This window comes from Nocardiopsis coralliicola (genome assembly GCF_054779695.1).
Genome location: NZ_BAAGXT010000006.1, coordinates 98,246 through 124,170, shown reverse-complemented (window position 1 = coordinate 124,170; position 25,925 = coordinate 98,246). Strand labels below are relative to the sequence as shown.

25 protein-coding genes are annotated in these 25,925 nt (G+C 73.0%); 15 read left to right on the top strand and 10 right to left on the bottom strand.

Annotated features, from left to right (window positions below):
• Positions 1 to 81: 81 nt before the first annotated feature.
• A complete protein-coding gene (locus ACYVGT_RS07260) occupies positions 82 to 711 on the bottom strand; it encodes a YigZ family protein (protein WP_460855654.1) in 630 nt (209 codons plus the stop codon).
• 184 nt (positions 712 to 895) lie between these two features.
• Between ACYVGT_RS07260 and ACYVGT_RS07255 the strand changes: the two genes are divergently transcribed.
• From ACYVGT_RS07255 to ACYVGT_RS07245, 3 genes are all read left to right on the top strand, one after another.
• The gene (locus ACYVGT_RS07255; RefSeq protein ID WP_460855653.1) at positions 896 to 1,573 is read left to right on the top strand and encodes a helix-turn-helix transcriptional regulator; all 678 of its coding nucleotides are present in this window, start codon (positions 896 to 898) and stop codon (positions 1,571 to 1,573) included.
• 69 nt (positions 1,574 to 1,642) lie between these two features.
• Complete coding sequence (locus tag ACYVGT_RS07250) at positions 1,643 to 2,152, top strand: DUF3291 domain-containing protein (RefSeq protein WP_460855652.1); 510 nt, start codon at positions 1,643 to 1,645, stop codon at positions 2,150 to 2,152.
• 123 nt (positions 2,153 to 2,275) lie between these two features.
• On the top strand, positions 2,276 to 3,016 hold the full coding sequence (locus ACYVGT_RS07245; RefSeq protein WP_460855651.1) for a superoxide dismutase family protein: 741 nt from the start codon (positions 2,276 to 2,278) through the stop codon (positions 3,014 to 3,016).
• Between the two features lie 53 nt (positions 3,017 to 3,069).
• On the opposite strand, the gene ACYVGT_RS07240 is transcribed toward ACYVGT_RS07245, so the two are convergent.
• Both ACYVGT_RS07240 and ACYVGT_RS07235 read right to left on the bottom strand, forming a co-directional pair.
• Complete coding sequence (locus ACYVGT_RS07240; RefSeq protein ID WP_460855650.1) at positions 3,070 to 3,813, bottom strand: YidC/Oxa1 family membrane protein insertase; 744 nt, start codon at positions 3,811 to 3,813, stop codon at positions 3,070 to 3,072.
• A gap of 72 nt (positions 3,814 to 3,885) precedes the next feature.
• Entirely contained in the window at positions 3,886 to 4,200 is a 315-nt protein-coding gene (locus tag ACYVGT_RS07235; protein ID WP_460855649.1) for a DUF6412 domain-containing protein, read from the bottom strand.
• 148 nt (positions 4,201 to 4,348) lie between these two features.
• On the opposite strand from ACYVGT_RS07235, the gene ACYVGT_RS07230 reads away from it, so the two are divergent.
• Positions 4,349 to 4,945, top strand: a complete 597-nt coding sequence (locus tag ACYVGT_RS07230; protein WP_460855648.1) for a putative glycolipid-binding domain-containing protein — start codon at positions 4,349 to 4,351, stop codon at positions 4,943 to 4,945.
• Between the two features lie 158 nt (positions 4,946 to 5,103).
• Positions 5,104 to 5,418, top strand: a complete 315-nt coding sequence (locus ACYVGT_RS07225; protein ID WP_460855647.1) for a phosphatase — start codon at positions 5,104 to 5,106, stop codon at positions 5,416 to 5,418.
• A 94-nt stretch (positions 5,419 to 5,512) separates the two neighbouring features.
• Here ACYVGT_RS07225 and ACYVGT_RS07220 read toward each other — a convergent pair whose 3' ends face one another.
• Positions 5,513 to 5,989, bottom strand: a complete 477-nt coding sequence (locus ACYVGT_RS07220; protein WP_460855646.1) for a C40 family peptidase — start codon at positions 5,987 to 5,989, stop codon at positions 5,513 to 5,515.
• A 511-nt stretch (positions 5,990 to 6,500) separates the two neighbouring features.
• Positions 6,501 to 7,154 carry a TetR/AcrR family transcriptional regulator gene (locus ACYVGT_RS07215; protein ID WP_460855645.1) on the bottom strand — a complete coding sequence of 218 codons (654 nt, stop codon included), beginning with the start codon at positions 7,152 to 7,154 and terminating at the stop codon, positions 6,501 to 6,503.
• Between the two features lie 579 nt (positions 7,155 to 7,733).
• On the opposite strand from ACYVGT_RS07215, the gene ACYVGT_RS07210 reads away from it, so the two are divergent.
• A complete protein-coding gene (locus ACYVGT_RS07210; protein ID WP_460855717.1) occupies positions 7,734 to 9,287 on the top strand; it encodes an MDR family MFS transporter in 1,554 nt (517 codons plus the stop codon).
• A 121-nt stretch (positions 9,288 to 9,408) separates the two neighbouring features.
• On the opposite strand, the gene ACYVGT_RS07205 is transcribed toward ACYVGT_RS07210, so the two are convergent.
• The gene (locus tag ACYVGT_RS07205) at positions 9,409 to 9,858 is read right to left on the bottom strand and encodes a GNAT family N-acetyltransferase (protein ID WP_460855644.1); all 450 of its coding nucleotides are present in this window, start codon (positions 9,856 to 9,858) and stop codon (positions 9,409 to 9,411) included.
• A gap of 203 nt (positions 9,859 to 10,061) precedes the next feature.
• On the bottom strand, positions 10,062 to 11,333 hold the full coding sequence (locus ACYVGT_RS07200; RefSeq protein WP_460855643.1) for a DivIVA domain-containing protein: 1,272 nt from the start codon (positions 11,331 to 11,333) through the stop codon (positions 10,062 to 10,064).
• Between the two features lie 530 nt (positions 11,334 to 11,863).
• Here ACYVGT_RS07200 and ACYVGT_RS07195 point away from each other — a divergent pair.
• A complete protein-coding gene (locus ACYVGT_RS07195) occupies positions 11,864 to 12,409 on the top strand; it encodes a gamma carbonic anhydrase family protein (RefSeq protein WP_460855642.1) in 546 nt (181 codons plus the stop codon).
• A 204-nt stretch (positions 12,410 to 12,613) separates the two neighbouring features.
• A complete protein-coding gene (locus tag ACYVGT_RS07190; protein ID WP_460855641.1) occupies positions 12,614 to 12,859 on the top strand; it encodes a hypothetical protein in 246 nt (81 codons plus the stop codon).
• A gap of 224 nt (positions 12,860 to 13,083) precedes the next feature.
• Here the strand turns inward: ACYVGT_RS07190 and ACYVGT_RS07185 are convergent, their stop codons facing one another.
• On the bottom strand, positions 13,084 to 15,279 hold the full coding sequence (locus ACYVGT_RS07185) for a (Fe-S)-binding protein (RefSeq protein WP_460855640.1): 2,196 nt from the start codon (positions 15,277 to 15,279) through the stop codon (positions 13,084 to 13,086).
• 393 nt (positions 15,280 to 15,672) lie between these two features.
• Between ACYVGT_RS07185 and dnaK the strand changes: the two genes are divergently transcribed.
• The 7 genes from dnaK (at position 15,673) to ACYVGT_RS07150 (ending at position 24,431) form a co-directional block, all read left to right on the top strand.
• Positions 15,673 to 17,529 carry a molecular chaperone DnaK gene (gene dnaK, locus ACYVGT_RS07180; protein ID WP_460855716.1) on the top strand — a complete coding sequence of 619 codons (1,857 nt, stop codon included), beginning with the start codon at positions 15,673 to 15,675 and terminating at the stop codon, positions 17,527 to 17,529.
• 35 nt (positions 17,530 to 17,564) lie between these two features.
• On the top strand, positions 17,565 to 18,302 hold the full coding sequence (gene grpE / locus ACYVGT_RS07175; protein ID WP_460855639.1) for a nucleotide exchange factor GrpE: 738 nt from the start codon (positions 17,565 to 17,567) through the stop codon (positions 18,300 to 18,302).
• A gap of 102 nt (positions 18,303 to 18,404) precedes the next feature.
• A complete protein-coding gene (gene dnaJ / locus ACYVGT_RS07170; protein ID WP_460855638.1) occupies positions 18,405 to 19,577 on the top strand; it encodes a molecular chaperone DnaJ in 1,173 nt (390 codons plus the stop codon).
• Between the two features lie 5 nt (positions 19,578 to 19,582).
• Positions 19,583 to 20,107 carry a heat shock protein transcriptional repressor HspR gene (locus ACYVGT_RS07165; protein WP_460855715.1) on the top strand — a complete coding sequence of 175 codons (525 nt, stop codon included), beginning with the start codon at positions 19,583 to 19,585 and terminating at the stop codon, positions 20,105 to 20,107.
• 67 nt (positions 20,108 to 20,174) lie between these two features.
• Positions 20,175 to 22,793 (top strand): ATP-dependent chaperone ClpB, encoded by a 2,619-nt coding sequence (clpB, locus tag ACYVGT_RS07160; protein WP_460855637.1) that lies wholly within the window; start codon positions 20,175 to 20,177, stop codon positions 22,791 to 22,793.
• A gap of 428 nt (positions 22,794 to 23,221) precedes the next feature.
• The gene (locus ACYVGT_RS07155) at positions 23,222 to 23,782 is read left to right on the top strand and encodes a GNAT family N-acetyltransferase (RefSeq protein ID WP_460855636.1); all 561 of its coding nucleotides are present in this window, start codon (positions 23,222 to 23,224) and stop codon (positions 23,780 to 23,782) included.
• Positions 23,783 to 23,960: 178 nt separating this feature from the next.
• Positions 23,961 to 24,431 carry a helix-turn-helix domain-containing protein gene (locus ACYVGT_RS07150; protein WP_460855635.1) on the top strand — a complete coding sequence of 157 codons (471 nt, stop codon included), beginning with the start codon at positions 23,961 to 23,963 and terminating at the stop codon, positions 24,429 to 24,431.
• A gap of 120 nt (positions 24,432 to 24,551) precedes the next feature.
• Here ACYVGT_RS07150 and ACYVGT_RS07145 read toward each other — a convergent pair whose 3' ends face one another.
• A complete protein-coding gene (locus tag ACYVGT_RS07145) occupies positions 24,552 to 25,157 on the bottom strand; it encodes an ATP-dependent Clp protease proteolytic subunit (RefSeq protein ID WP_460855634.1) in 606 nt (201 codons plus the stop codon).
• Complete coding sequence (locus ACYVGT_RS07140) at positions 25,154 to 25,897, bottom strand: ClpP family protease (protein ID WP_460855633.1); 744 nt, start codon at positions 25,895 to 25,897, stop codon at positions 25,154 to 25,156. The genes ACYVGT_RS07145 and ACYVGT_RS07140 overlap by 4 nt, the downstream gene beginning before the upstream one ends.
• Positions 25,898 to 25,925: the final 28 nt, after the last annotated feature.

Below are 25,925 nucleotides of genomic sequence, written 5' to 3'. Positions count from 1 at the left end.
GCAGCGCGCCCCCGGGCGGGCCCGTCACCCAGGGTTGTGCCCGCTCCGGTACCGCCGACGCGCAGCCCCGGGGCCCACCGTTCAGCCCGTATCGGGAGCCACTTCGACCCGGGCGGCACCGACCCGTTCGCAGACCGCCTCGCCCGCGGTCGCCTCGGCCAGCCACGCCTCGAACGCGGGCAGCTGCTCTTCGGGCAGGGCGACGTCGATGCGCACGTCGGCGCCGTATTCGACATTGCGCACCGTGTATCCGGAGGAGCGCAGATCGCTTTCGAGGCGCCCCGCCCGCAGGTAGTCCGCCATCACCGCGACCACGGCGAGGGTGCGCCGCTCCAGGACGCCGAGCTCGTCGACGGCGGCCGACACGGCGCCCCCGTAGGCGCGGATCAGCCCGCCCGCGCCGAGCTTGATCCCGCCGAAGTAGCGGGTGACGACGGCGACGGCGTCGGTGATCCCGCGGTGGCGCAGGACCTCCAGCATGGGCACGCCGGCGGTGCCGGAGGGTTCGCCGTCGTCGCTGGAGCGCTGGATCTCGGCGTCGTCGCCGAGAATGTAGGCGGTGCAGTTGTGGTTCGCGCTCCAGTGCGCCCGGCGGCGCTGGGCGATGAACTCCCGCGCCGCCTCCTCGTCGGCCACCCGCTCCATGGCGCAGAGAAACCGCGACTTGCGGATCTCCAGCTCCACTGCGCCACCGGTCCTGATGGTCCGCATGTCCCCGCTGCCACCCGTCCTGCCGCCTGCTCCGCTCCCGGACGGCGCCCGGCCGGCCGCCGCAGTCCCACCGTACGCGGCAGCCGCCCCGCACCCGCCGGGCGGCGGTCCCGGCGGGTCAGAGCGTGCGTGGCGGGTGGCGTCCGGTTGCCCGGCCAACGCGCCCCGGGGCGAGAATGGGGCCATGGACGATGTGACCGCAGGCCCCGCCGCGCTGGAGGCGGCGGGCCTGCTCGCCGACCCGCTGCGCCAGCGCCTCTACGAGCACGTGGTGGAACACGGCGAGGCGACCCGCGCGGCAGCGTCCGAGGCGGCCGGGGTCGGCGCTGCGCTGGCAGCGTTCCACCTGGACAAGCTCGTTTCGGCCGGCCTGCTGGCGGTGGACGAGCGGAAGGCGTCCGGGCGCACCGGCCCGGGGTCGGGCCGCCCCGCCAAGTTCTACCGGCGCGCCCCGGGCGAGGTCGCCGTCTCCGTGCCGCCGCGCGACTATGCGTCGGCAGCAGGGATCCTGGCCGACGCGGTCGAGCACGCGGGAGCTGAGGAGGCCCTGCACGCGGCGGCCCGCGCGCACGGCGAGCGGCGCGCCCCCGCGGTCGCCGGATGCCGGACCCTGACCGAGCTGGCCGCGCCGCTGGCCGACGCGGGCTACGCGCCGGCGGCCGACGGCACCGGGGCCGGATTGCGGCTGCGGAACTGCCCCTTCCACGCCCTTGCGTCGACGCACCCGCCCCTCGCCTGCGCCATGAACCTGGAGCTGCTGCGCGGGATGGTCGAGGGAACGGGCCGCTTCACCGCCCGGATGGACCCGGCGCCGGAGGGCTGCTGCGTCACCGTCTCGGCGGTCGGCGGAGAGCACTGCTGAACGCGGCCCGGTCCGACTTCTAAAAAAATAATCATTGAACTAGAATCCGCCGCGTGCTTGGCTACCGCCATGAGCACCGACACGAGTTCCGCGCACGCCCCTGCCGAGCACCGGTTCCACCTGGCCCAACTCAACGTCGGCGCGTTCCGGGCGCCGCGTGACGCAGCCGGGATGGCCGACTTCACGGAGGGCCTGGCGCCGGTCAACGCCCTCGCCGACGCGGCGCCGGGGTTCGTCTGGCGGTTCATCGAGGGCGGGCGCGACGACGCCACGGAGTCCCGGCCGTTCGGTCCGGACATCCTGATCAACCTCTCCACCTGGGAAGACCGCGATTCCCTGTGGAACTTCACCTACCGCACCCTCCACCTCGACTACCTGCGCCGCCGCCGCGAGTGGTTCCACCACCCCGACGAGGTCGCCTCCGTCCTGTGGTGGGTTCCGGCCGGCCACCGCCCCGGCACCGGCGAGGCCGGCGAACGGCTGCACGCCCTCCGCACCCAGGGCCCGACCCCCGCCGCCTTCACCTTCCGCGACTTCTTCTCCCCCTCCGGAGACTCCGCGCCTACCCTGCACCGCTGAGCAGGGGCGCCGGAGCGGGGCTGCCCCCGCGGCCCGCAGCCCGCAGCCCGCAGCCGACACCCTGTATTCTCCGCGTCACTTTGGGTAGCTTGGGCGGACGACCACGACCCGGGGGTGTCAGACGTGCTCCGCACCAGGACTATGGCCGCACTGATGGTGTTCCCGCTGCTGGCGGGATGCAGCGGGAACGACCAGGGAGACGACGGGACCGACGACCTCGGCGGGGCGTCGGCCGAGGAGAACGCGCCGGAGGAGGCGTCGCCGGAAGCGAAGGTGCTCGCCGACGTCTCCGAGGAGTTCACCGAGTACTCTGACGGCGCGACGGCCGTCACCTACGACACCGAGGCCGTGCCGGCCGGGTCGACGGTCAAGCTCGTCATCTCCGACGACCCCGACGAGGGCGGGGACGACGGGGACGACGCCCGCGCGCCCCGTCAGGACGACGGACACGAAGGCCATGGCGGCGAGGAGAGCAGCGCCGGAACCGGCGGCGGCGCCGAGGGCACCGAGACCGAGTTCGAGCTCACCGTGGCCGGGCTGGAGCCGGACCGCAAGTTCGGCGCGCACATGCACACCGAGCCGTGCGGCGAGAACCCCGACGACTCCGGTCCGCACTACCAGGACAAGGAGGACCCGGAGCAGCCGTCGACCGACCCGGCCTACGCCAACGACGACAACGAGGTCTGGCTCGACTTCGCCACCGACGCCGACGGCAGCGCCGACTCCGACACCGGCGTCGACTGGGCGCCGCGGGCCGGCGAGATGCAGTCGCTGGTGATCCACGCCGAGCACACCAAGACCGCCGACGGCGAAGCCGGCATGGCCGGCGACCGCCTGGCCTGCGCCAACGTGAACCTCGACTGACGTCTGCGCTGGAGCCGGCCGCGCCCGCGGGCACCGCACGCCGGCCCGGCGCCTCAGACGGTGATGGCCGCCCGCAGGTAGAGGCGCTCGGCCAGGCTCCACACCGTCGACGTGGCGAGGTACAGGCCGGCGGCGAGCGGCACGAAGGCGACGATCGCCACCGTCATGAACGGCAGGTAGGTCATCACCCCCATGCCGGGCAGCTGCGGCTGGCCGGCGCCCGCCGGCCCGGCCGCGTTCTGCTGCATCGCCGGCAGCGTGAGCCACTGCCGGGTGCCCCACGCCGCGGCCGCGGCCACCGCCATCAGGACCGCGAACACGGCCGCGCCCGCGATGCCGGAGCCGCCGGCCGCGGCGGAGAGCGTGTCGCCGAGCGGAACCCCGGCCAGTGTCTCCGCGAGCAGGGTGTTCGGTCCGCCGCTGACCTCCGGGCTGATGAAGAGCCCGTAGAGCACGAGGAACACCGGCGTCTGGGCGAGCATCGGCAGGCACCCGGCGAGCGGCGTGGTGCCCTCCTTCTGGAAGAGCTGCTGCTGCGCTTCAGCGAGGCGCTGCGGGTTGCCGGCGTGCTTCTCCTGAATGCGGCGCATCTCCGGGGCGAGCCGGGCGCGCTGCTTCTCACCGCGCACGGCGGCGCGGCTCAGCGGGTGCACGGCGAGGCGCACCAGGACGGTGAGGGCGACGACGGCCAGGGCGGCGGCCGACGCTCCGGCGATCGGGGCGAACAGGGCGGTCAGCACGGTGGTGACCGTGGCGGCGAAGCCGATGGCGGCCGCAATGGGTGCAAAGGTGTACACGGTGGAAGAGCCCCTCGAGGCAGGGCCGGAGACCTCCGGCGGGGGTGGTCGGACGCGGCAGGCGCGGCCGGCTCAGGCGGCCGCGAGCGCGGCGCCGGGGGCTCGGGGACGGGGCTTTCCCGGGGTGTCGGGCGCCGCAGCGGGCGGCACCGGGCGGCGCGCGGAGCGGCGCAGCCAGGACTCTTCGGCCGACGCAGCCGACCCGGTGCACTCCGGCGGGTGACCGCGCAGGGCGACCAGGACCAGCGCGGCGCCGACGGCGACCGCGGCCAGCAGTGCGGCCCCGCCCAGCCCGGTCAGCCCGCCGACAGCGTCGAGCACGCCGCCGGGGACCAGGTCGGGGCCGAAGAGGGCGGCGGCCAGCACATGGGTGAGGAGCAGCAGCATCGCATCCCCTTCCCTGTGGCCGTCCCTTCTACGACGAACAGCCCCTCCCCCTGGTTCCCGCCGCGCTCGGCGGAGCGCGGTGTCCGTGCCCCATCGCGGGCCGGCGGCGGGCGGGAATGCCGAAGCTCCCCAGGGGGAGGTGTTCCCCATGAGCTTCCGCCCCTTTCCCCGCACCGCCGCCTGGCGGCACCACGGCGCACGCGACGGCTTCGAAGTCGCCTGCTTCTCAGCGGCCAGCCCCTCCGGAGGGAGCGGCGGATCCCGGATCACCGGCTGCACCACCGCCGTTGAGGAGGGCCGCCCCTGGGTGGCCGACTACGACATCGCCCTTAACGCCGAAGGCGCCACCCGCAGTGCCCGGGTCTCCGTGCGTTCGGCCGAGGCAGCCGGCTCCGTGCTGCTGGAATCCGACGGCGCGGGCGCGTGGCGGGTGGACGGATCACCGGCTCCGGAGCTCGGCGGATGCCGCGACGTCGACCTGGAAGCCTCGGTCGTGACCAACGCGCTCCCCCTGCGCCGCCTTGCGCTCGGTGCAGGCGAGCGGGCCGATGCCCCGGCCGCCTTCGTCCGCGTCGGCGGCCTGGCGGTCGAGCGCCTCGAGCAGGGGTATGCGCGGGTCCCCTGCGGCGGGTCGGAGCAGCACTTCGACTACGCCGCTCCCGCGTTCGACGTGGCCTGCAGGCTGGTCTACGACGCCTCGGGCCTCGTGCTCGACTACCCGGGACTGGCGTCGCGCGCGGCCTGAGACCGGTCCCTGCCCGCCCGGCGGCGGACGCGTTCCGCTCCAGGGGCGCCATGTCGGCGAATGCCCCGACACACCGGCAGACCACCGCGGATGCTCACTCTCCGAACACGATAATGACGTTCAGTGAATAATCCGTCTCGGAGCAGAGGACGCCGCCCGTGCCGATCCGTCCCGCGAACCTCGCCACCATGTCCGCCACGCTCGCCGGAGCCCGGGGCCACCGGGGCGGCGAGCGCAGCCGCGCCTCGGTAACCGTCGTCTTCGAATCCGGCCACCGCCAGGAGGTGGAGGGCGGCGGGTGCCGCCCCCTCGACTCCGAGCAGGGCGGCGTGGTGGCCCTCGAAGCCGACTCCGACACGAAGTTCGCCCTCTACTCCGGCACCAGCTGCCAGGGGGGACGGGCCATCGCGACCGGCAGCGGCGCGGTGGACTTCGGTGTCGCGCTGCTCGCCGGCGCGATCGTGCTCGGCTGAACCGGCCGCTGCAGCGCCCCGGACCCCGGTCCGGGGCGCGCACGCGCGTCAGGTCGGCGGAAGGCGGCCGGCGGAGCGGGCGCCGGCACGCGGGTCAGGCCATCCGGCGGGCGCCCTTGTAGTGGGCGTCCCAGTAGTCGGAGGTCTTGACGATCTGGATCTGCTTTCCTGAGCTGGGCGCGTGCACCATCCGCCCGTCGCCGAGCGAGATCCCGACGTGCGAGGGCCCGGAATAGAAGAAGACCAGGTCGCCCTTTTTCAGATTGGCCTTGGAGACGGCCTTTCCTTGGGCGAACTGGTCATAGGTGGTGCGGCCGATCGATTTTCCGGCCTTTTTGTAGGACCACTGCGCCAGCCCGGAGCAGTCGAATCCGCTGGGGCCGTTCCCGCCGTACCGGTACGGTGCGCCGACCTGCGAGAGCGCGTAGTCGGCGGCCTTCTGGGCGACCGTTCCCGCGGCGGCCTCCTCGGCCGCCACTGCTCCGCCCGCACCGAGCCAGAGCAGCGCCGATAAGACGACGATGGTGCGCCCGGCGGTGCGGCCGGAATCTCGGACCCGATGTCGGGCCACCCTCGCCGGCAGGGCCCGGGCCCCGCGTTTACTGCGCCGACGGGCCGCCGCGCCCCCCGCGTCCGCACTGCGCTCCCCGTTCCGGGCGCCTCCGCGGCGCCCCCGGGCCTCCTGCCCGCGCACCGCACGCCCCCGTGCCGCCGGCTGCGGTGCGGCCGCTGGCGCCCGCACCCCCGCGGGCCGGCCGCCGACCGCAGCGGGCACAGGTCCCCGTTCCCCGTCCATGCTCTTCCCCCACGTTTTCCGATAGTGCGGAGCCGATGATTTACGGCAGCGGCATCCGCACCATTCCGGCACGGGCCGCATGGCTCCACAGCGAAACACAGGAGGTGCCGATTTTCCGCGGAGGGTGCCCGCAAGGCGTGTTGCGTAAAATCTGCCTCGAGAAACGGAGATCTGTCGGCCAAGTGGGTTCGAAACCACCGGGTGCGGGCAATGGCAGTTCCAGCAGGCAGCCGGCAGGGCGCCGCAGGGCGCGGAATCCGATGGGAGGCAGCGGCAGGGGCCGGACTCAGTCCTCTTCGGCGGTATCCGCCGCAGCCGTGTCTGCGGCGGTGGCGGCAGCGGCCTCCTCGGGGGAGAGCTCAAGACAGGCGTCGATGATGCTGACGAGCCGGCGGATCAGCCGCTCGCGGTCGTAGGAGACCAGGTCGGCGGCGCCTTCCACGCGCCGCACCAGGCCGACGCCCAGCAGCATCGACACCACCAGGGCGGCCCGCGCACGGGCGCTGGGCCCGCCGATCGCCTCGGCCAGCGGCGCGATGATCGCGTTCTCCAGCCGCTCCCGGTGCACCGACGCCAGATCGGGATCGCCCGCGGAGTGCTCGAGCGCGCGGGAGAGCGGGGTTCCGCCTGCCAGCGAGCGGTCCACGACGTGCTCGGCGAGGCGGCGCGGCAGCTCCTCGCGCGAGCCGCCGATGATGCCGGGGAACGCCGCTTCCTCGGCGATGACCTCGGCGAGCAGGCCGCGCTTGGCCCCGAAGTAGCGGTTGATCAGCGCCACGTTGACCCCGGCGTGCGCCGCGATGCGCCGCGAGGAGACCGACTGGTAGCCCTCCGCGGTGAACAGCGCGCGGGCGCTGTCCAGGATGCGCCGCCGCGTCGCCTCTCGATCGCGCGGCCGCCCGGAGCACCCGTCCTCGGATTCTGCGCCCGGGTGCCCCATTGCTGCCCCCTCGTCGGATCCCGCGCGGTGCGCCGGCTGCGCGCCGCCGGCACCGCCCGATTTCCGGACGGCACCCCGGTGACCGGGGAGGACACCATTCCGGCTCCGTCCCGCCGCCCACCGGACCGCCCCTTATCGAACCATGCCCGGGGCACCGAACCATAACGGCCGGGCTTGACAAGTCAACAGTGTTTACTTATACCGGAGGGTGACATCGGCCGATTTCTCCCTCCGGTACCGCTCGCCGCGGTGCGATCCGCATGCGGAGATCCGCTATGGCGTCTGCCCTGGCTCTGCCCCGCACCCGGCTCCACGACCGACCACCCCGACCCCACCGGGACGCGCTGTGCTGCGCGCCGCGGGGCCCTGCGTGCGCGGCCGAACCGGGGGCAGGCGGCCGGCACGGCAGCCGTGTGAGGGGGACACACAGTGACAGACCAGGCGGCGGAGCAGGGACGGGAACGGGCGGCGGAGCGCGCACCGGCCACCGGCACCCTGCACGGCGGCACCGCCCACGGCACCGCCCCCCGGAAGGGCGCGGCCCAGCGCGGCGCAGCGGCGGCGGCTCCGGAGCAGCCGGTGGAGGCCGAGGCGCCCGCCTACGGCCAGCGCCAGATCATCGAGATCCTCATCGCGCTCATGCTGGCGATGCTGACCTCCATGCTCACCACGTCGATCGTCGGCACCGCGCTGCCGACGATCGTGGGCGACCTCGGCGGACAGGACAAGCTCTCCTGGGTCGCCAGCGCAACACTGCTGACCATGACGGCGTCGACCCCGCTGTGGGGCAAGCTCTCCGACATCTGGGGCCGGAAGCTGCTGTTCCAGACGGCGCTGGTCATCTTCATCTGCTCCTCGGTCGCGGCCGGGTTCGCCCAGGACATGACGTGGCTGATCGCCGCTCGGTTCGTGCAGGGCATCGGAGCCGGCGGACTCGCGACGCTGCCGCAGGTGATCCTCGGCGACGTCGTGGAGCCGCGGGAGCGCGGCCGCTACTCCGGCTTCCTCGGGTCGGTGTTCGCGGTCTCCACCATCGCCGGGCCGCTGCTGGGCGGCTTCCTGGTCGACAGCCCGCTCGGGTGGCGCTGGTGCTTCTTCATCACGGTGCCCGTCGCGGTGGTGGCGTTCATCAGCATCCAGCGGCTGCTGCGGCTGCCGTCCCGGCCGCAGAGCGGCGCCCGGGTGGACTGGTGGGGCGCCACCTGCATCGTCGGCGCAGCGAGCGCCGTCATGCTGCTGCTGAGCCTGGCCGGCAAGGAGTTCGCCTGGAACTCGGCCCCGGCCTACGCACTGGCCGCCGCCGCAGTGGCGCTGACGGTCTTCGCGGTGCTGGCCGAGCGCCGCGCATCCGACCCGATCCTGCCGCCCCGGCTGTTCCGGGACCGGACGTTCGTGCTCTCCTCGGCCGCCTCCGCCGCGGTCGGCATGGCCATGTTCGGCGTGATGATCTACTTCCCGCAGTACCTGCAGATCGTGAAGGGCATGAGCCCGACCGCGTCCGGGCTGATGACGCTGCCGATGGTCGGCGGCTCGCTGGTCGCCGGCATCTCGTCGGGCTTCATGGTGAGCCGCTGGGGCCGGTGGAAGGTCTTCCCGGTGATCGGCATGCTGCTGGTCGTCCTCGGCTACCTGGTGCTGGCCCGGTTGGAGGCCGACTCCTCGCTGGTCCTGGTCGGCACCGGCGTCGGCCTGATCGGCCTGGGCCTCGGCCTGTGCATGCAGATCCTCATCCTCGCCGCGCAGAACGCGCTGGCGCGCGCCGACATGGCGTCGGCGACGTCGGCGGTGGCGTTCTTCCGCAACCTGGGCGGCGCGATGGGCGTCGCGGTCTTCGGCGCGGTGATGACGAGCCGCCTGCACACCGAGCTCGCGGAGCTGACCCGCCGGATGGCGGAGCGCTCCGCCGAGGCCGAGGCGGCCGGCCGGACCGCTCCGGCCCCGCCGGACCTCGGCGAGTCCGCGCTGGGCTCACCGGAGACCATCCATGCGCTGCCGGCCGAGGCGCAGGATGCGGTGATCGGGGCGTTCAACACGTCGATGCAGACCGTCTTCGAGCTGGGCCTCCCGATCGCGGTGGCCGGCTTCGTGCTGGTCTGCCTGTTCAAGCCCATCCCGCTCCGCTCCGGCCGCTGACCGCCGGCCGGCCCCCGATTGCGCGCCCGGCGCCCGCGGCCCGCCGCGGGCGCCGGGCGCGTTCGCGTGCACGGGGCTGCACCCGGCAGCGGGCGGGAGGGCCACTGGTTCGGGGCACCGCTCACAACGGCCGGCGGAACCCCGCTGCGGAGTTCTCGAAGCCGAGCGCGCGGTAGAAGTCGTGTGCTCCCCCGCGGCTCTCGTGCGAGAGCAGCTCCACCTTGTAGCAGCCGGCGCGCCCCGCGCGGTCGGCCGCTTCCTCCATCAGCGAGCGGCCCACGCCGCTGCGGCGGCAGGCGGGGTCGACGACGAGGTTGTCGACGACGCACCACGGCTGGGCGTCGTGCGTGAGGTTGGCGACCACCATCAGGTCCAGGGTGCCGATGATCTGGCCGCGGCGCTCGGCCACCAGGACGGTGCGGTCGGGGTCGGCCTCCATCCGGGTCCAGGCGCGGACCGCTGCGGACGACATGCGGACACCGGCGCTGCTACCGGAGGTCCCGTCGCTGAGTTCGCGCAGCAGGCGGAGGATCGCACCGAGGTCAGACCTGATGGCGGGGCGGATAATCATGGCTGGTCGAATCGTAGCCGACCGGCGCGGACAAGGCCGACGTAGCCCTGCATGCAGGGACGAAGCAGGTCGGAGCCCCGGCTGCGGCGGCGGTTTCGCTGCGCGCTGCGGCCGGCCCGCGGCCGGGAGCGGGGAACAGCAGCGCCGGGGGCGGGACCTGCGTCCCGCCCCCGGCGCCCGACATGTCCCGGTCGCCGCGGACGTCAGGGCTTGATGATGCGCACGCCCTCGCCTTCGCCGCCGTCCTGCGGGGCGGCCGGCGCCTGCGGTGCCTGGTCGGGGCGCTGGTGCATCGCCGTGGCCCCCGGGTCGGCCGGCGCAGCCGGAGCTGCCGGGGCCGCGTCCTTCTCCGGCGGGGCCGGGATGGTGTACCGGGCGCCCTGCGGCTGCGGCATCGCCGCCTGCGGGCCCGACGGGGCCGGAGCAGACGGCGCGGCCTGCGGTCCGGACGGCGCAGCGGACGCCTGCGGGCCCGACTGCGGCGCCTGCTGGTGGCCGCCGGACGGCGCCTGCGGCGCCGCCGGAGCAGCCGGCGCCGACTGCGGTGCGGCCCCGTGGCCGGACTGCGGGTTGAGCCGGACGGTGGACGGACCCTCGTCCTCCTCCGGAGCCGCCTGCGGAGCGGCCGGAGCCGCCGGCTGCGGAGCAGCGGCCTTCGGCTGCTGCGCCTTCTGCTGCTGCGGGCCCTGCTCCGGCTTGGCCTGCTCGGGCTTGGCCTGCTGGGCCGGCTTCGGGTTCTGCTTCGGCCCCTGCTGGCCACCCTTCGGCGCCGCGGCCTCGGCCGGCTCCTGGACGCTGGCGGGCGCGTCCTCGCGGGACAGCCCGGCCTCCAGCGGCCCCGCCTGCTTCTCCTGCTCCAGCAGGGTGGCCAGCGTCTTGTGCATGTCGGTGAGGCGGCGGGCCGCCTCGTTGTGGGTGGCGGTGAGCGTGGCCAGGCGGCGGTCCGCGGTGTCGTGGATCTTCTTCGCGCGGGCCTCGGCATCGGAGACGCGCGTTGCGGCGTCCTTCTCCGCGGCGGAGTGGATCTGCTCCGCCTCCTCCTTGGCGGCCGAGACCAGCTCGCCGGCCTCGGTGCGGGCGGAGGACAGGATGCGCTCGGCGTGCTCCTCGGAGTCCTTGCGGGTCTTGGCGGCAGCGTCCTCGGCCGAGGAGCGGATCTCCTCGACCTCGCTGTCGACCTTGCCGCGCTTCTCCTTGGCCTCCTCCTCCGCTATCCGGAGGATGGTGGACATCCGCTCGCTGATCTCCTCGTGCTCGGGACGCGACGCGGCGCGGTCCTTGGCCTCGGCGAGCTCGCGGCGGAGCTGCTCCAGCTCGTCGTGGGCCCGGGCCAGCCGCTCCTGGAGGTCGCGGATGTGGTTGTGGTTGCGCACCACGAAGTCGTCGACCTGGCGCTTGTCGTAGCCCTTGCGGGCGCTCGGGAACGCCTCCTCGCGGAGGAGGTTCGACACCATCTCTGAGTTCTGCTCGTTCATGTCCTAATCAACCGGGTTGGCGGCATGTCGGGGAAGGGTGACCCGCTTCCCGCCACCCATCATTCCCATATCGCCCCCACTACGCATCGGCGAGAATTCACGCGGAGCGGATCGGAGGCGCGGATGTCCGGTGGAGCGGCGGATGCGGGTCGTGCTGCAGCTCTGTACGAAGCGTGGCCTGGCGAACACCAAGAAGCGCCCACGGTATCCGTGCGGATGGACCGGGCTCAATACCGCGCGGGCCGGGATGCCGGGGTGTCCGGGGCCGGCGCGGCGCGGGCGGGGGCCCGCCGGCAGCGTCGGAACTGCCGCTGCGCGCCGCAGTGCGGCGCGGATCTGCACCGAATGCACCGGACCCCCTCTCCGCCGGCCGGGCTCCAGGCTATGCGACTAAGGTATTCGCGATCGGCGGCGCCGGAGCCGCGCCGGCCGGTGCGCGCCGCCGGCCCGGCCGCCGAGCGCCCGGTCCAGTGCCGCAGCCGCTGCTGCGCCGCCGCTGCACACCCGCGACGACCCCAGGAGGGCCCAGCATGACCGCCTCACCCGGAGCCCTGGTCGGCGACGCCGGCTTCGGATCGCCCGACATCCACCCCGAGGCGTGGGTCGCGCCCGGCGCGGTCGTCGTCGGCCGGGTACGCCTGGGCGCGCACAGCAGCGTCTGGTACGGCTCGGTGCTGCGCGCCGACACCGAGGACATCCTGGTCGGCGCCTACTGCAACATCCAGGACCAGTGCGGCCTGCACTCCGATCCGGGCGAGCCGGTGGAGCTGCACGACCGGGTGAGCCTCGGCCACCAGGCGATGGTGCACGGCGCCGTGGTCGAGGAGGGCGCTCTGATCGGCATCGGGGCGCGCGTGCTGGGCGGCGCGCGGGTGGGCGCGGGCGCCCTGGTCGCGGCCGGTGCACTCGTGCCGCCCGGGAAGAAGGTGCCGGCCGGGACGCTCTGGGCGGGCGTTCCGGGCAGGGTGGTGCGCGAACTCACCGACGGCGACCGCGCGCTGTTCGCCGAGACACCGGAGAAGTACGCCGCCCGCGCCGCCGAGCACCGCGCGGTGGCGTGGCGCCGGGCCGACTGAACCCTGCAGGGCCGGCCGGTCCGGCGCGCCCCGGCCCGGCCAGCACGTCCGCGGCGCCCCGGCGGCGGGCCGCCCTCCCCCTGCGGGACTAGTCCCGGCACGGGAGGAATGGCCCGCGCGAGTCATGCCCGGGTGGGCTACCCGGGCGTAACCTGGGGTGGAGCCGGTGCCTCCGCGGCCGGTCCCGCAGGGAGGTGCGCCCGCTTGGACCCCGACATCCACGCCGACGCGCGCCTGCATGACCACGCGGCCATGGCAGAGATCGAGCTCTACGCCGACGTCCTCATCGCCGTTGCCGGGGCCGACAGCGCCCTGTCGACAGCCGAGCTCGACCGCGTACTCGGCGTCGTGCGGCCGCGCCGTCCCGCCCGCGTCCGCTCCGGCGGTGCGCCCTCGCTGGGCCGGTTCGAGCCGACCGAGCGCTTCGACGCCGCCGGCCGCCGCCCCTGACGCACCCCTGACTCCGCCCCCGCGGGCACTGCACTCCTGGGGCCGCCCGCCCGACGGCCGCTCCGGGCCGCGGCGCCCCCGGTCCCGGCCCTCCGCACGCCGAGGGCCCCGGCGCATGCGCCGGGGCCCTCATGATCCGCTGTGCGGGGAGCGCGCCCCGGATACGGGCGGCAGCGCCCCTGCCCGCCGCGCGCCGCCGGTTCGCGGCGGCGGCGCGGGTCGGATCAGGCGTTCTCCTTCTCCGGCTCGCCGGCCGGCTCCGCTCCGTCGCCCTTGATCGAACGCAGGAGCAGCTGGGAGACGTCCACGACCTCGAGGCTCTCCTTGGCCTCGCCGGCCGACTTCTTCTCGTTGATCGCGTCACCGAGCATGACCTGGCAGAACGGGCACGCGGTCGACACGGTGTCGGGGTCGGTGGTCAGCGCCTCGTCCACCCGCTCGGTGTTGATGCGCTTGCCGATCCGCTCTTCCATCCACATCCGGGCACCGCCGGCGCCGCAGCAGAAGCCGCGCTCCTTGTGCCGGTGCATCTCCTGGGTCTGCACGCCGGGCACCTGCGCCATGATGTCGCGCGGCGGCGTGTAGACCTTGTTGTGCCGGCCGAGGAAGCACGGGTCGTGGTAGGTGATCTTCTCGTCGATCGGCGTGACCGGCGTGAGGCGGCCGTCGTCGACCAGCTTGGCGAGCAGCTGGCTGTGGTGGACCACCTCGTACTCGCCGCCGAGCTGCGGGTACTCGTTGCCGAGCGTGTTGAAGCAGTGCGGGCAGCTCGCCACGATCTTGGTGGCGCCGACCTCGTTGAGCGTCTCCACGTTCTGCTGCGCGAGCATCTGGAAGACGTACTCCATGCCGAGCCGGCGCGCGGGGTCGCCGGTGCAGGCCTCCATGCCGCCGAGCACGGCGAACTTCACGCCCGCCGTGTGCAGCAGCTCGGCGATGGCCTTGGTGGTCTTCTTGGCGCGGTCCTCCAGGGCGCCGGCGCAGCCGACCCAGAAGAGGTACTCGGTGCCTTCGGGGAGCTTGTCCTCGACGACCGGAACCTCGAAACCGACCTCGGAGATCCAGTCCATCCGGCGGTCCTCGGCCATGCCCCAGGGGTTGCCCTTGTTCTCCAGGTTCTTCAGGAGCGTGTTGGCCTCGGACGGGAAGTTGGACTCGACCATGACCTGGTAGCGGCGCATGTCGAGGATGTGGTCGATGTGCTCGATGTCGACCGGGCACTGCTCGACGCAGGCGCCGCAGTTGGTGCAGGCCCACAGCTCGTCGGGGTGGATGATCCCGCCCTCCTCCTCGGTGCCGACCAGCGGCTTGCCCAGGAGCGCGAGGACGTCGGTGCCGGAGTGCGACTCGTCCTGCTTCTCGGCGAGGGTCTCCTCGGTGATGCCCTGGAGGAGGTAGGGGGCGGTCTCGTAGGTGTGCTTCTGGAGGTCGAGCACGACCTTCTTCGGCGAGAGCGGCTTGCCGGTGTTCCACGCGGGGCACTGCGACTGGCACCGGCCGCACTCGGTGCAGGTGCTGAAGTCGAGCAGGCCCTTCCAGGTGAAGTCGGTGATCTTGCCGGCGCCGAACGGGTCCTCGTCGGGGTCGGCCTCCTCGAAGTCGAGGGGCTTGGTGCCGGAGGCGTCCATCATCGGCTTGGCGGCGCCGAGCGACGGGGAGCCGTCGGCGTTGCGCTTGAAGTAGATGTTCACCGGAGCGAGGAAGCGGTGCCAGCCGATGCCCATGGTGAGCTTCCAGGCGATCACCACGAAGAACAGGTAGCTGATGATCAGCTTGAACGCGGCGACGAGCGCGATGGCCGGCTCGGCGGTGGCGGCATCGCCGGGCAGCACCTGGCCGAGCGCGGTGGAGATCGGGGTGGCCCAGGCGGGGAAGGGGAAGTCGCCCATGGCGGACTTCAGGCCGCGGATCACGAAGATCGCGATGAGCAGGCCCCACAGGTAGGACTCGACGTAGTACGCGGTCCAGGTCTTGGAGTTGGTGAACCGCGAGTCGCGGCCCTTCCGGTGCGGGCCGTTGAGCAGGCGGTAGACCGTCAGGCCGACGATGCCGACCAGGCTGGTGCCGGCGATGAACTCGATGGCGAGCCCGTAGACCGTCCAGTCGTGGATGAGCGGCAGTGTGAAGTGCGGGTTGAAGACTTCGCCCTGGGCTTCGATCACGGTGAAGACCAGCAGCGGGAACGACACCATCACGAACCAGTGGGCGACGCCGACCCAGCGCCACTTGAGCATCCGCGTGTGCCCGAGCACCTCGATGAGCGTCATGGTGAGCCGTTGTCCGAACGGCCCCTTGCGCTCCGGTTCCACCGCTCGGCCCACACCCACGGTCCGCGTGATCTGGACGATGCCCAGCACGAACGCGGCAAGCGCGACCACGGCGAAGACCGAGGTGATGATGCCCAGAATCAGGTACAGCATCGTCCGTGGCCTCCCATCCTGCGTCGGCGTCCGGCGCGCCACACACCGGACCCCTTGAATGTTACTAGCGAGTAATACCGCGTGGGCTTCCCCCCGCCCGGAGCGCGCTCCGGCGCGCCCGCGGAGCGCGGCGCGGGCACCGCGCGGGCGCCGCACCGGGCACCGCGGGAAACTCCGCCCCCGGCATCATCTCGAACCCCGCGAGTCAAACGTTCGCCCGGGTTCGCCCATGATCCTCGAAACGCCCCGGCCTGCGGGAACAACACTCCACAGTGCAGCGTTGACACCCCATGGAAGCTAACTTGAGTCGATGAGACTCAACTGATTTGACAGAGATCGAGCGGCGAAGCAAACTTACGCTCGTAGCACTCAACCTTGACGGAGGACGAACTCATGGCACGTGCGGTCGGTATCGACCTGGGAACGACGAACTCGGTCGTCTCGGTGCTGGAGGGCGGCGAGCCCACGGTCATCACCAACGCCGAGGGCGCACGGACCACCCCGTCCGTGGTCGCCTTCGCCAAGAACGGCGAGGTCCTGGTCGGCGAGGTCGCCAAGCGCCAGGCCGTCACCAACGTCGACCGGACCATCCGCTCGGTCAAGCGCCACATCGGCACCGACTGGTCCACCGAGATCGACGGCAAGAGCTTCAACCCGCAGCAGATCAGCGCGTTCGTGCTGCAGAAGCTCAAGCGGGACGCCGAGGCCTACCTCGGCGAGGACGTCACCGACGCGGTGATCACCGTCCCGGCCTACTTCAGCGACTCCCAGCGGCAGGCCACCAAGGAGGCCGGCACGATCGCGGGCCTCAACGTCCTCCGCATCATCAACGAGCCCACCTCGGCCGCGCTCGCGTACCACCTCGAGAAGGAGGACGAGGCCACCATCCTCGTCTACGACCTCGGCGGCGGCACGTTCGACGTCTCCCTGCTCGAGGTCGGCGACGGCGTCGTGGAGGTCAAGGCCACCAACGGCGACAACCACCTCGGCGGCGACGACTGGGACCAGGCTGTCGTCGACTGGCTGGTCGAGCGGTTCAAGAACTCGCAGGGCGTCGACCTGTCCAAGGACAAGATGGCGCTGCAGCGGCTGCGCGAGGCCGCGGAGAAGGCCAAGATCGAGCTCTCCAGCTCCAGCGAGTCGCAGATCAACCTGCCCTACATCACGGCGTCGTCCGAGGGCCCGCTGCACCTGGACGAGAAGCTCACCCGGGCCGAGTTCCAGCGACTCACCGCCGACCTGCTCGAGCGCACCAAGGCGCCGTTCAACCAGGTCATCAAGGACGCCGGCATCGGCGTCGACAAGATCGACCACGTGGTCATGGTCGGCGGCTCCACCCGCATGCCCGCGGTGGTCGAGCTGGTCAAGGAGCAGACCGGCGGCAAGGACCCGAACAAGGGCGTCAACCCCGACGAGGTCGTCGCCATCGGCGCCGCGCTGCAGGCCGGTGTCCTCAAGGGCGAGGTGAAGGACGTCCTGCTGCTGGACGTCACCCCGCTGTCCCTCGGCATCGAGACCAAGGGCGGCGTGTTCACCAAGCTCATCGAGAAGAACACCACGATCCCGACCAAGCGCTCGGAGATCTTCACGACGGCCGACGACAACCAGCCGTCCGTGCAGATCCAGGTCTACCAGGGCGAGCGGGAGATCGCGCAGTACAACAAGAAGCTCGGTGTCTTCGACCTGACCGGCATCGCGCCCGCACCGCGCGGCGTGCCGCAGATCGAGGTCGCCTTCGACATCGACGCCAACGGCATCGTGAACGTCACCGCGAAGGACCTCGGCACCGGCAAGGAGCAGTCGGTCACGATCTCCGGCGGCTCGGCGATGTCCAAGGACGACATCGACAAGATGGTCCGCGAGGCCGAGGAGTACGCCGAGGAGGACCGCAAGCGCCGCGAAGAGGCCGAGGTCCGCAACAACGCCGAGTCGCTCGTCTACCAGACCGAGAAGGTCATCAAGGACAACGAGGACAAGATCCCGGCGGACGTCAAGTCCGAGACCGAGGGCGCCGTGGGCGAGCTGAAGCAGGCGCTCGAGGGCTCCGACATCGAGGCCATCCGCGCGGCGAGCGAGAAGGTCGCTCTGGCCAGCCAGAAGATCGGCTCCGCCATCTACGGCCAGCAGGGCGACGCCGCAGGCGGCGCCGGTGCCGAGGCCGGTGCGGACACCGGCGCGGGGGCCCAGGAGGACGACGTGGTCGACGCCGAGATCGTCGACGAGGAGAACGGCAAGCGCGACGGCGCCTGACGCGGTCCCTACCCAGCGAGAAGGAGGTGCGGCGGATGGCGCCGCCGGAGAACGACAACGGCGAAGGCCCGGTGATCCGCGACAAGCGGCGGGTCGACCCGGAGACAGGCGAGCTGCGCACCCCCGAGGGTGAGGGGGCCTCCGAGGCGCCCGCAGCGGACGCCGGCGCCCCCGAGGCCGCCGAGGGGGCCGAAGGGGCCGAGGAGCCGTCCTTCGGAGACGAGGTCCTGGCCGCACTGGCGTCCGACGACCGCGTCAACGAGCTCACGGCCGACCTGAAGCGGCTGCAGGCGGAGTACGCCAACTACCGCAAGCGGGTCGACCGCGACCGGGAGTCCGTCAAGGAGCAGGCGCGCGCCCAGGTGCTGGGCGAGCTCCTGCCGATCCTGGACGACATCGGCCGCGCCCGGGACCACGAGGAGCTCACCGGCGGTTTCAAGTCCGTCGGCGAGGGCCTCGAGGCCCTGGTGGGCCGGCTCGGGCTGCGCTCCTACGGCGCGCAGGGCGACGAGTTCGACCCCACCGTGCACGAGGCGCTGACCTTCGTGCCGCAGCCGGGAGCCGACTCGGCCACCGTGATCGAGGTGTTCCAGCCGGGGTACCTCATCGGTGAGCGGGTGCTCCGCCCGGCACGGGTCGTCGTCGGCGGCCCCGCCGACGAGGAGGACGGCGCCCCCGCGGCAGCCGCCCCGGAGGGCTCGGAGTCCGACCCGGACGGCGGCGGTGCGGACGCAGAGGGTTCGTCCCCCTCCGCCGGTGGCAAGGACGAGTAGGACCGGTCCGCCCCGGGCGCACACCGCGCCCGGGGCGGACGGACACCTGCGGCCGCGGCGGCCGCGGCAGGGCACACGCGAGGCGGGAGAAGGCACACGTCGATGAGCACTAAGGACTACCTCGAGAAGGACTACTACAAGGTCCTCGGGGTCCAGAAGTCGGCGTCGCAGGACGAGATCAAGTCCGCCTACCGCAAGCTGGCCCGCGCCAACCACCCCGACGCCAACAAGGGCGATGAGCAGGCCGAAGAGCGCTTCAAGGAGATCTCCGAGGCCTACAGCGTCCTCTCGGACGAGCAGCGCCGCAAGGAGTACGACGACGCGCGCTCCATGTTCGGCGCCTCCTACCGGCCGGGCGGGGGCTCCGGCGCGGGCGGATTCGACCTCGGCGACCTGTTCGGCGGGGCCGGCGGCGCCGGGACCGGCGGCAGCGGAGGCAGCGGCGGCGGTGAGCGGCTGAGCGACCTGTTCGGCGGCCTCTTCGGCGGCCGGGGCCGGTCGGCCACCACCGCGCGGCGCGGCGCCGACGTCGAGACCGAGACCACGCTGTCGTTCCGCGAGGCGGCCGAGGGAGTGACCCGGTCGTTCACGCTGAGCACCGAGACGGCGTGTCCCACCTGCAAGGGCAGCGGGGCCAAGCCCGGAACCGCCCCGCGGGTGTGCCCGAAGTGCTCCGGCACCGGGCACGAGAACACCAATCTGGGGGGCTTCTCCCTCTCCGAACCGTGCAGCGAGTGCAAGGGCCGCGGTCTCGTCACCGACGACCCCTGCCCCACCTGCCACGGCAGCGGCCGGGGGAAGAGCAGCAAGAAGATCTCGACCCGCATCCCGGCCGGCGTGACGGACGGGCAGCGGATCCGGATCGCCGGCAAGGGAGCGCCGGGTGAGAACGGGGGCCCGGCAGGCGACCTCTATGTGGTGGTGCACGTGCAAGGACACCCCGTTTTCGGCAAGAACGGCGACAACGTGACGATCACCGTGCCGGTGACCTTCCCCGAGGCCGTCCTGGGCGCTGACGTCCGGGTTCCGACCGTGGAAGGCCTGCCGGTCACGGTGAAGATCCCGCCGGGTACACCGTCGGGGCGCACCCTGCGGGTGCGCGGGAAGGGCTCCCGGCGGCGCGACGGCACGCTCGCCGACCTGCTTGTCACCGTGGAGGTGCAGGTCCCGGGCCACCTGAGCGATCAGGCCCGGGAGGCGCTGGAGAAGTACCGCGCCGCAACCTCCGACCAGGACCCGCGCAGCGGCCTGGAGGCGCGGGCCAAGGGGGTGTGAGCGCGATGAACCGCGGTATGGGCGGAATCGGCGACGACGTGCCGGTCTACGTGATCTCCGTGGCCGCCGAACTCTCCGGCCTGCACCCCCAGACACTGCGGCAGTACGACCGGCTGGGGCTGGTCAGCCCCGGCCGGTCGTCGGGCCGCGGCCGCCGGTACTCGATGCGCGACATCCAGCTGCTCCGCGAGGTGCAGCGGCTCTCCCAGGAGGAGGGCATCAACCTCGCCGGGATCAAGCGGATCCTGGAGCTGCGGCACGAAGTGGAGGAGCTCCGCGACGCGGTGTTCCACCTGCACAACGAGCTGGAGTCGGCGCGCGCCGCAGTCGCCCGCCGCGGCGAGGCGGTGCGGCGCCCCTCCGGCGGCGAGCTGATCCCGGTGCGCCGCACCCGGGTCGCCGTCTTCAACGTCGCCGAGCCGCCGCAGCCCGGGCAGCCCGGACCTGCGAGCGGGCCGGGTTCTCCGGGTCCGCAGGGGCAGGCCGACCGCCGGGAGGACGAGGAGGGCGGACGCCGGCAGGGCTCGTGACCGGCGCGGCGCGCTACCGCGCGGCCGGAGGGAGCAGAGCGATACGCACGGAGGGGGCAGCAGACAGATGAGCGAGCAACTCACCACGAAGAGCCGAGAGGCGTTCAACGAAGCGGTCACCCGCGCCACCGCGGACGGCGCGCCGCAGGTCGAGCCGGTGTATCTGCTCGCCGCACTGCTGGAGCAGGGCGAGGGCATCATCCGGCCGCTGCTCCGCGAGATCGGCGCTGACCCGGACGCGCTGGCGGACGAGACCGAGCAGGCCATCGGCGCGCTGCCGAAGGCGAGCGGCTCCACCGTCAGTACACCGAACGCGTCCCGCCAGCTGATCGTCGCGCGGCGCACCGCCGGGCAGCGCGCCCAGGAGATGGGCGACGACTTCATCTCCGGCGAGCACCTGCTCATCGCCCTCGCGGTGGACGGCGGAGCAGCAGCGCGCATCCTGACCGGCGCCGGCGCAACCGCCGACGCGCTCACCGAGGCCGTGGGCCGCGTCCGCGGCTCGGCCAAGGTCACCTCGGAGAACCCGGAGGACACCTTCAAGGCCCTGGAGAAGTTCGGCATCGACCTGACGGCGCAGGCCGAGTCGGGCGCGCTCGACCCGGTGATCGGCCGGGACACCGAGATCCGCCGCGTGGTGCAGGTGCTGTCCCGCCGCACGAAGAACAATCCGGTGCTGATCGGCGAGCCCGGCGTCGGCAAGACCGCCGTCGTCGAGGGACTGGCGCAGCGCATCGTCGCCAACGACGTGCCGGAGTCGCTGCGCGGCAAGCGCCTGATCGCGCTCGACCTGTCCGCGATGGTGGCCGGTGCGAAGTACCGCGGCGAGTTCGAGGAGCGGCTGAAGGCCGTCCTCACCGAGATCAGGGACTCCGACGGCCAGATCATCACGTTCATCGACGAGCTGCACACGATGGTGGGCGCCGGCGCGGCCGAGGGCTCGATGGACGCCGGGAACATGCTCAAGCCGATGCTCGCCCGCGGCGAGCTGCGGATGGTCGGCGCCACCACGCTGGACGAGTACCGGGAGCGGATCGAGAAGGACGCCGCGCTGGAGCGGCGCTTCCAGCAGGTGCTGGTGGGCGAGCCGTCGGCAGAGGACACGGTGGCGATCCTGCGCGGCCTGAAGGGCCGTTACGAGGCGCACCACAAGGTGCAGATCTCCGACTCGGCCCTGGTCGCGGCGGCGACGCTGTCCGACCGCTACATCACCGCCCGGTTCCTGCCGGACAAGGCGATCGACCTGGTCGACGAGGCGGCGTCCCGGCTGCGGATGGAGATCGACTCCAGCCCGGTCGAGATCGACGAGCTGAAGCGGACCGTGGACCGGCTGACCATGGAGAAGATGGCGCTGGAGCGGGACACCTCGGCCGGCGCCGAGGAGCGGCTGCAGGAGCTGAGCCGGACGCTGGCCGACCGGCAGGAGGAGCTGAACGCACTCGTCGCCCGCTGGGACGAGGAGAAGGCGGGCCTGAACGCCGTCGGCGAGCTCAAGGGCCACCTGGACGACCTGCGCACGCAGGCGGAGCGGGCCCAGCGCGAGGGCGACTTCACCGAGGCGTCCCGGCTGATGTACGGCGAGATCCCCAAGGTCGAGGCGGAGCTGGAGGAGGCCGCCGCGGCCGAGGAGGAGCGCGCCGCGGGCGCCGAGAGCCCGGAGCCGGACGCGATGATCAAGGACCAGGTCGGCGCGGACGACGTCGCCGAGGTGGTGGGGTCGTGGACCGGTATCCCGGTGGGCCGGCTGCTGGAGGGCGAGACCGCCAAGCTGCTGCGCATGGAGGAGGAGCTCGGCGAGCGCATCATCGGCCAGAAGCCGGCGGTGCAGGCGGTGTCGGACGCGGTGCGGCGGGCCCGGGCGGGCATCGCCGACCCGGACCGGCCGACCGGCTCGTTCCTCTTCCTCGGCCCGACCGGTGTCGGCAAGACGGAGCTGGCGAAGGCGCTGGCGGAGCTGCTCTTCGACGACGAGCGGGCGATCGTGCGGATCGACATGAGCGAGTACTCCGAGAAGCACTCGGTGGCCCGGCTCGTCGGCGCGCCGCCCGGATACGTCGGCTACGAGGAGGGCGGCCAGCTCACCGAGGCCGTCCGTCGGCGCCCCTACACCGTGATCCTGCTGGACGAGGTGGAGAAGGCGCACCCCGAGGTGTTCGACATCCTGCTGCAGGTGCTGGACGACGGGCGCCTCACCGACGGCCAGGGCCGGCACGTGGACTTCCGGAACACGCTGCTGATCCTCACCTCGAACCTGGGATCGCAGTTCCTCGTCGAGGCGCCGGGGACCGAGGACGCCCGGACGAAGGTCATGCAGGTCGTGCAGAGCACGTTCAAGCCGGAGTTCCTGAACCGGCTGGACGACCTGATCATGTTCGACCCGCTGTCCAGCGAGGACCTGACCGGGATCGTCGACCTGCAGGTCGACCATCTGGGCACCCGCCTCGCCGACCGCAGGCTCACCCTGGAGGTGACCTCCGACGCCCGCAAGTGGCTGGCGCTGACCGGCTACGACCCGGCCTACGGCGCCCGCCCGCTCCGCCGCCTGGTCCAGTCCGCGATCGGTGATCCGCTCGCCAAGGAACTGCTCTCGGGCCGGTTGCAGGGGGGCGACACCGTGGTCGTCGACGTCGACCGCGACGCCGACCGGCTCACCGTGGCCCCGGCCCGCGACCGCGCCCCGGCCTGAACCGCCGGCCGGAGCAGCCGGAGAACAGGAAGGGCCGCCTGCGGAGGGACTCCTCCGCAGGCGGCCCTTTGCGCTGCCGCCGGTCACCGGCCCCGATCCGGCCCCGGCGGCGCGTACAGCAGCGCGAGGTGCTCCTCCGGCGCCTCCGCGAGCACCGCGCCGGCCCTTCCGGCGGCGGTGCGCCGGGCACCATCCGCCCGTAGGAGGCGCAGACCGCCCCGATCGTGTCGGGGCCGGTGCCGCGGACGGGGCTACCTGCGGGCCGGTCGTGGCCGGCTCGGCCGCTGGCGAGGGGTCCGGCGCGCCGAAGTGCGCCTTCAGCTGAGCGTGCAGGCCTGCGGCGTCGACCGCGTGGAAGGCCACCGCCCCCTCGGGCGGCGGTGCGTCGATAACCTGGCCGCTCCCCCATCCGCGGCAGAGGAGTCCCCATGCACGAGCTTCCGACCGAGCGGCTGGTCCTGCGGGGCTGGAAGGAGAGCGACCGGGAGCCGTTTGCGGAGCTGGGTGCCGACCCGGAGGTGATGCGGCACTTCCCGGCGGCGCTGTCGCGGGAGCAGAGCGACGCGGCGGTCGACCGGTGGCAGGCGGGGCTGGACGAGCGCGGGTGGGGCGTGTGGGCCGTGGAGGGGCCCGGCGGCGTGTTCGCCGGGGCCGTCGGGCTTGCGCCGCTACGGTTCGAGGCGCACTTCGCGCCGGGCGTGGAGATCCTGTGGCGGCTCGCGCGCAGCGCCTGGGGCCGCGGGTACGCCACCGAGGCCGCGTCGGCGGTGCTCGGCTTCGCCGCCGCGCACCTCGGGCCGGGCACGCCGTACGGGCTGGAGGAGGTCGTCTCGTTCACGGTTCCCGCCAACCGCCGCTCTCGGGCCGTCATGGAGCGCATCGGCATGGTGCACGACTCCGGCGGCGGCTTCGACCATCCGCGCCTGCCGGAGGGGCATCCGCTGCGCCGGCACGTCCTCTACCGGGTACCGCTCGCCGGCCGCGGGTGACCGGCGCAGGCGGGATCGGCGCAGATCGGGAATTCCCGGAAGTCCGTCCACAGGCTGTGGACGCCCGCACCCGCTGCTGTTCTGCCCGCCGCAGAACGGGCCCCGGGGCATGGCCGGCGGCCGGGCGGCGCGGCTATCGTCCGAAGGAGGACCTGAGCAGCCGACCGCGGAGGCACCCATGGCGGAGAGCAGACTGCACGCCGTTCCCGAGCCGCCGGCCGCGCGGGAGGAACCCGCCGCGCCGGCGTTCGGGTTCGGCATGGACGGTCCCGCCGGCCCTCCGGCAGCGCGCACCGCGCCCGCTGCCTCTGCCGGGGCGCCTGACGGCGAGGCGCAGGACGACGGGCCGCTGCTGCGCGACGTGATCGGCGCGCTGCTGCGCCGCACCCGGCAGGGACAGGGCCGCACGCTGAAAGAGGTCGCGGACGCCGCCCAGGTCTCGCTGCCGTACCTGTCGGAGGTGGAGCGCGGCCGCAAGGAGCCCTCCTCGGAGGTGCTGGCCGCGATCCGCCGCGCGCTCGGCCTGAGCATGATCGACCTGGTCGGCGGGGTGCACATGGACCTCGCGGCGGCCGAGGTGCTGCCCGCGTCGCCGGGCCGCACCGCATCGCTGCCCGGCGGGCCCACCGCGCTCCTGCTGGCCGCCTGACCGCCCCTGCGCCTGCCGGGAATCCCGCTCCGCCGGCCGCGGTGCTTGCGGGCTGGGAACGGCGGCCCCTGCCAGGGCGCCGCCCCGCCGGATCCCGGCGGGGCGGCGCCGGCGCGGTGTTCAGGCGGCGCGGGTGAGGCTGCGGGCGTCGACCAGGCCGTCGACGATGCCGTACTCCTTCGCCTCCTCCGCGGTGAGGATGAGGTCCCGGTCGGTGTCGGCGCGCAGCCGCTCCGTGCTCTGGCCGGTGTGGCGGGCCAGGATCCCCTCGATCTGGGCGCGGATCCGCAGCACCTCGGCGGCGTGGATCTCCAGGTCGGCGGCTTCGCCCCGGCCCTCCGCCGACGGCTGGTGGAGCAGCACCCGGGAGTGCGGCAGCGCCATCCGCTTGCCCGGGGCGCCCGCCGCGAGGAGCACCGCGGCCGCGGACGCCGCCTGGCCCATGCAGACGGTGGAGATGTCGGAGCGCACGAAGTTCATGGTGTCGTAGATCGCGGTGAGCGCGGTGTTCTCGCCGCCCGGCGAGTTGATGTACAGGCTGATGTCGCGGTCGGGGTTCTCGTAGTCGAGGTGGAGCAGCTGCGCCATGACCACGTTGGCGACTCCGGCGTCGATCTCCGTCCCGACGAAGATGATCCGCTCCGACAGCAGCCGGGAGTAGACGTCGAAGGCGCGCTCGCCGTCCGGGCGGCGCTCGACGACGGTGGGGATCGTGTAGGAGCTCATGCGCCCTCCTCCTGCTGCTGTGCGGAACCCTTCGCGGTGCCCTTTCCATCCGGCTTCGGGACGGCGCGCCCCATGCCGGCGCCGCGCTCGGAGAGGAATCCGAACCGGCGGGCGGTGTCGCCGCCGACCTCGGCGACGCTCTCGACGACGGCGTCGACGAAGCCGTACCCCTTCGCCTCCTCGGCGGTGAACCACCGGTCGCGGCTCTGGTCCGCGGCGATGGTCTCCACGCTCTGGCCGGTGTGCTGGGCGATCAGCCGCTGCATGGTCTGCTTCGTGTGTGCGAGGTTCTCCGCCTGGATGGCGATGTCGGCGGCCGTCCCGGCGAACCCGCCGGAGGGCTGGTGCATCATGATGCGCGCGTGCGGCAGGCTGTAGCGCTTGCCGGGCGTCCCCGTGCACAGCAGGAACTGGCCCATGCTGTAGGCCGCGCCCATGACGAGGGTGGCGACGTCGTTGGGGATGAAGCGCATCGTGTCGTAGATAGCCAGCCCGGCGCTGATCGATCCGCCCGGGCTGTTGATGAGCAGCGTGATGTCGCGCTTGTGGTCCTCCTCGGCGAGCAGCAGGAGCTGCCCGCAGATCCGGTTGGCGATCGCGTCGTCGACTTCGGCGCCGAGCACGACTGTGCGGCCGTGCAGCAGCCGGGTGGCGACCTGGTCCTCCAGGCCGGGCGACGGCGCCTCGGCCACCGCTTCGGCGCGGGGGCCGGTCGCGGATTTCGCGGGCGTTGCTGGCATGGGATCCCCCTTCCGCCGGCCGGACCCG

Coding starts and splice junctions, on each gene's coding strand:
- ACYVGT_RS07200 (WP_460855643.1), bottom strand. CDS start 11,333: ATGAACGAGCAGAACTCAGAGATGGTGTCGAACCTCCTCCGCGAGGAG.
- ACYVGT_RS07260 (WP_460855654.1), bottom strand. CDS start 711: ATGCGGACCATCAGGACCGGTGGCGCAGTGGAGCTGGAGATCCGCAAG.
- clpB (WP_460855637.1), top strand. CDS start 20,175: ATGAGCGAGCAACTCACCACGAAGAGCCGAGAGGCGTTCAACGAAGCG.
- ACYVGT_RS07185 (WP_460855640.1), bottom strand. CDS start 15,279: ATGCTGTACCTGATTCTGGGCATCATCACCTCGGTCTTCGCCGTGGTC.
- ACYVGT_RS07250 (WP_460855652.1), top strand. CDS start 1,643: ATGAGCACCGACACGAGTTCCGCGCACGCCCCTGCCGAGCACCGGTTC.
- dnaJ (WP_460855638.1), top strand. CDS start 18,405: ATGAGCACTAAGGACTACCTCGAGAAGGACTACTACAAGGTCCTCGGG.
- ACYVGT_RS07195 (WP_460855642.1), top strand. CDS start 11,864: ATGACCGCCTCACCCGGAGCCCTGGTCGGCGACGCCGGCTTCGGATCG.
- dnaK (WP_460855716.1), top strand. CDS start 15,673: ATGGCACGTGCGGTCGGTATCGACCTGGGAACGACGAACTCGGTCGTC.
- ACYVGT_RS07230 (WP_460855648.1), top strand. CDS start 4,349: ATGAGCTTCCGCCCCTTTCCCCGCACCGCCGCCTGGCGGCACCACGGC.
- ACYVGT_RS07140 (WP_460855633.1), bottom strand. CDS start 25,897: ATGCCAGCAACGCCCGCGAAATCCGCGACCGGCCCCCGCGCCGAAGCG.
- ACYVGT_RS07155 (WP_460855636.1), top strand. CDS start 23,222: ATGCACGAGCTTCCGACCGAGCGGCTGGTCCTGCGGGGCTGGAAGGAG.
- ACYVGT_RS07145 (WP_460855634.1), bottom strand. CDS start 25,157: ATGAGCTCCTACACGATCCCCACCGTCGTCGAGCGCCGCCCGGACGGC.
- ACYVGT_RS07165 (WP_460855715.1), top strand. CDS start 19,583: ATGAACCGCGGTATGGGCGGAATCGGCGACGACGTGCCGGTCTACGTG.
- ACYVGT_RS07215 (WP_460855645.1), bottom strand. CDS start 7,154: ATGGGGCACCCGGGCGCAGAATCCGAGGACGGGTGCTCCGGGCGGCCG.
- ACYVGT_RS07235 (WP_460855649.1), bottom strand. CDS start 4,200: ATGCTGCTGCTCCTCACCCATGTGCTGGCCGCCGCCCTCTTCGGCCCC.
- ACYVGT_RS07205 (WP_460855644.1), bottom strand. CDS start 9,858: ATGATTATCCGCCCCGCCATCAGGTCTGACCTCGGTGCGATCCTCCGC.
- ACYVGT_RS07150 (WP_460855635.1), top strand. CDS start 23,961: ATGGCGGAGAGCAGACTGCACGCCGTTCCCGAGCCGCCGGCCGCGCGG.
- ACYVGT_RS07255 (WP_460855653.1), top strand. CDS start 896: ATGGACGATGTGACCGCAGGCCCCGCCGCGCTGGAGGCGGCGGGCCTG.
- grpE (WP_460855639.1), top strand. CDS start 17,565: ATGGCGCCGCCGGAGAACGACAACGGCGAAGGCCCGGTGATCCGCGAC.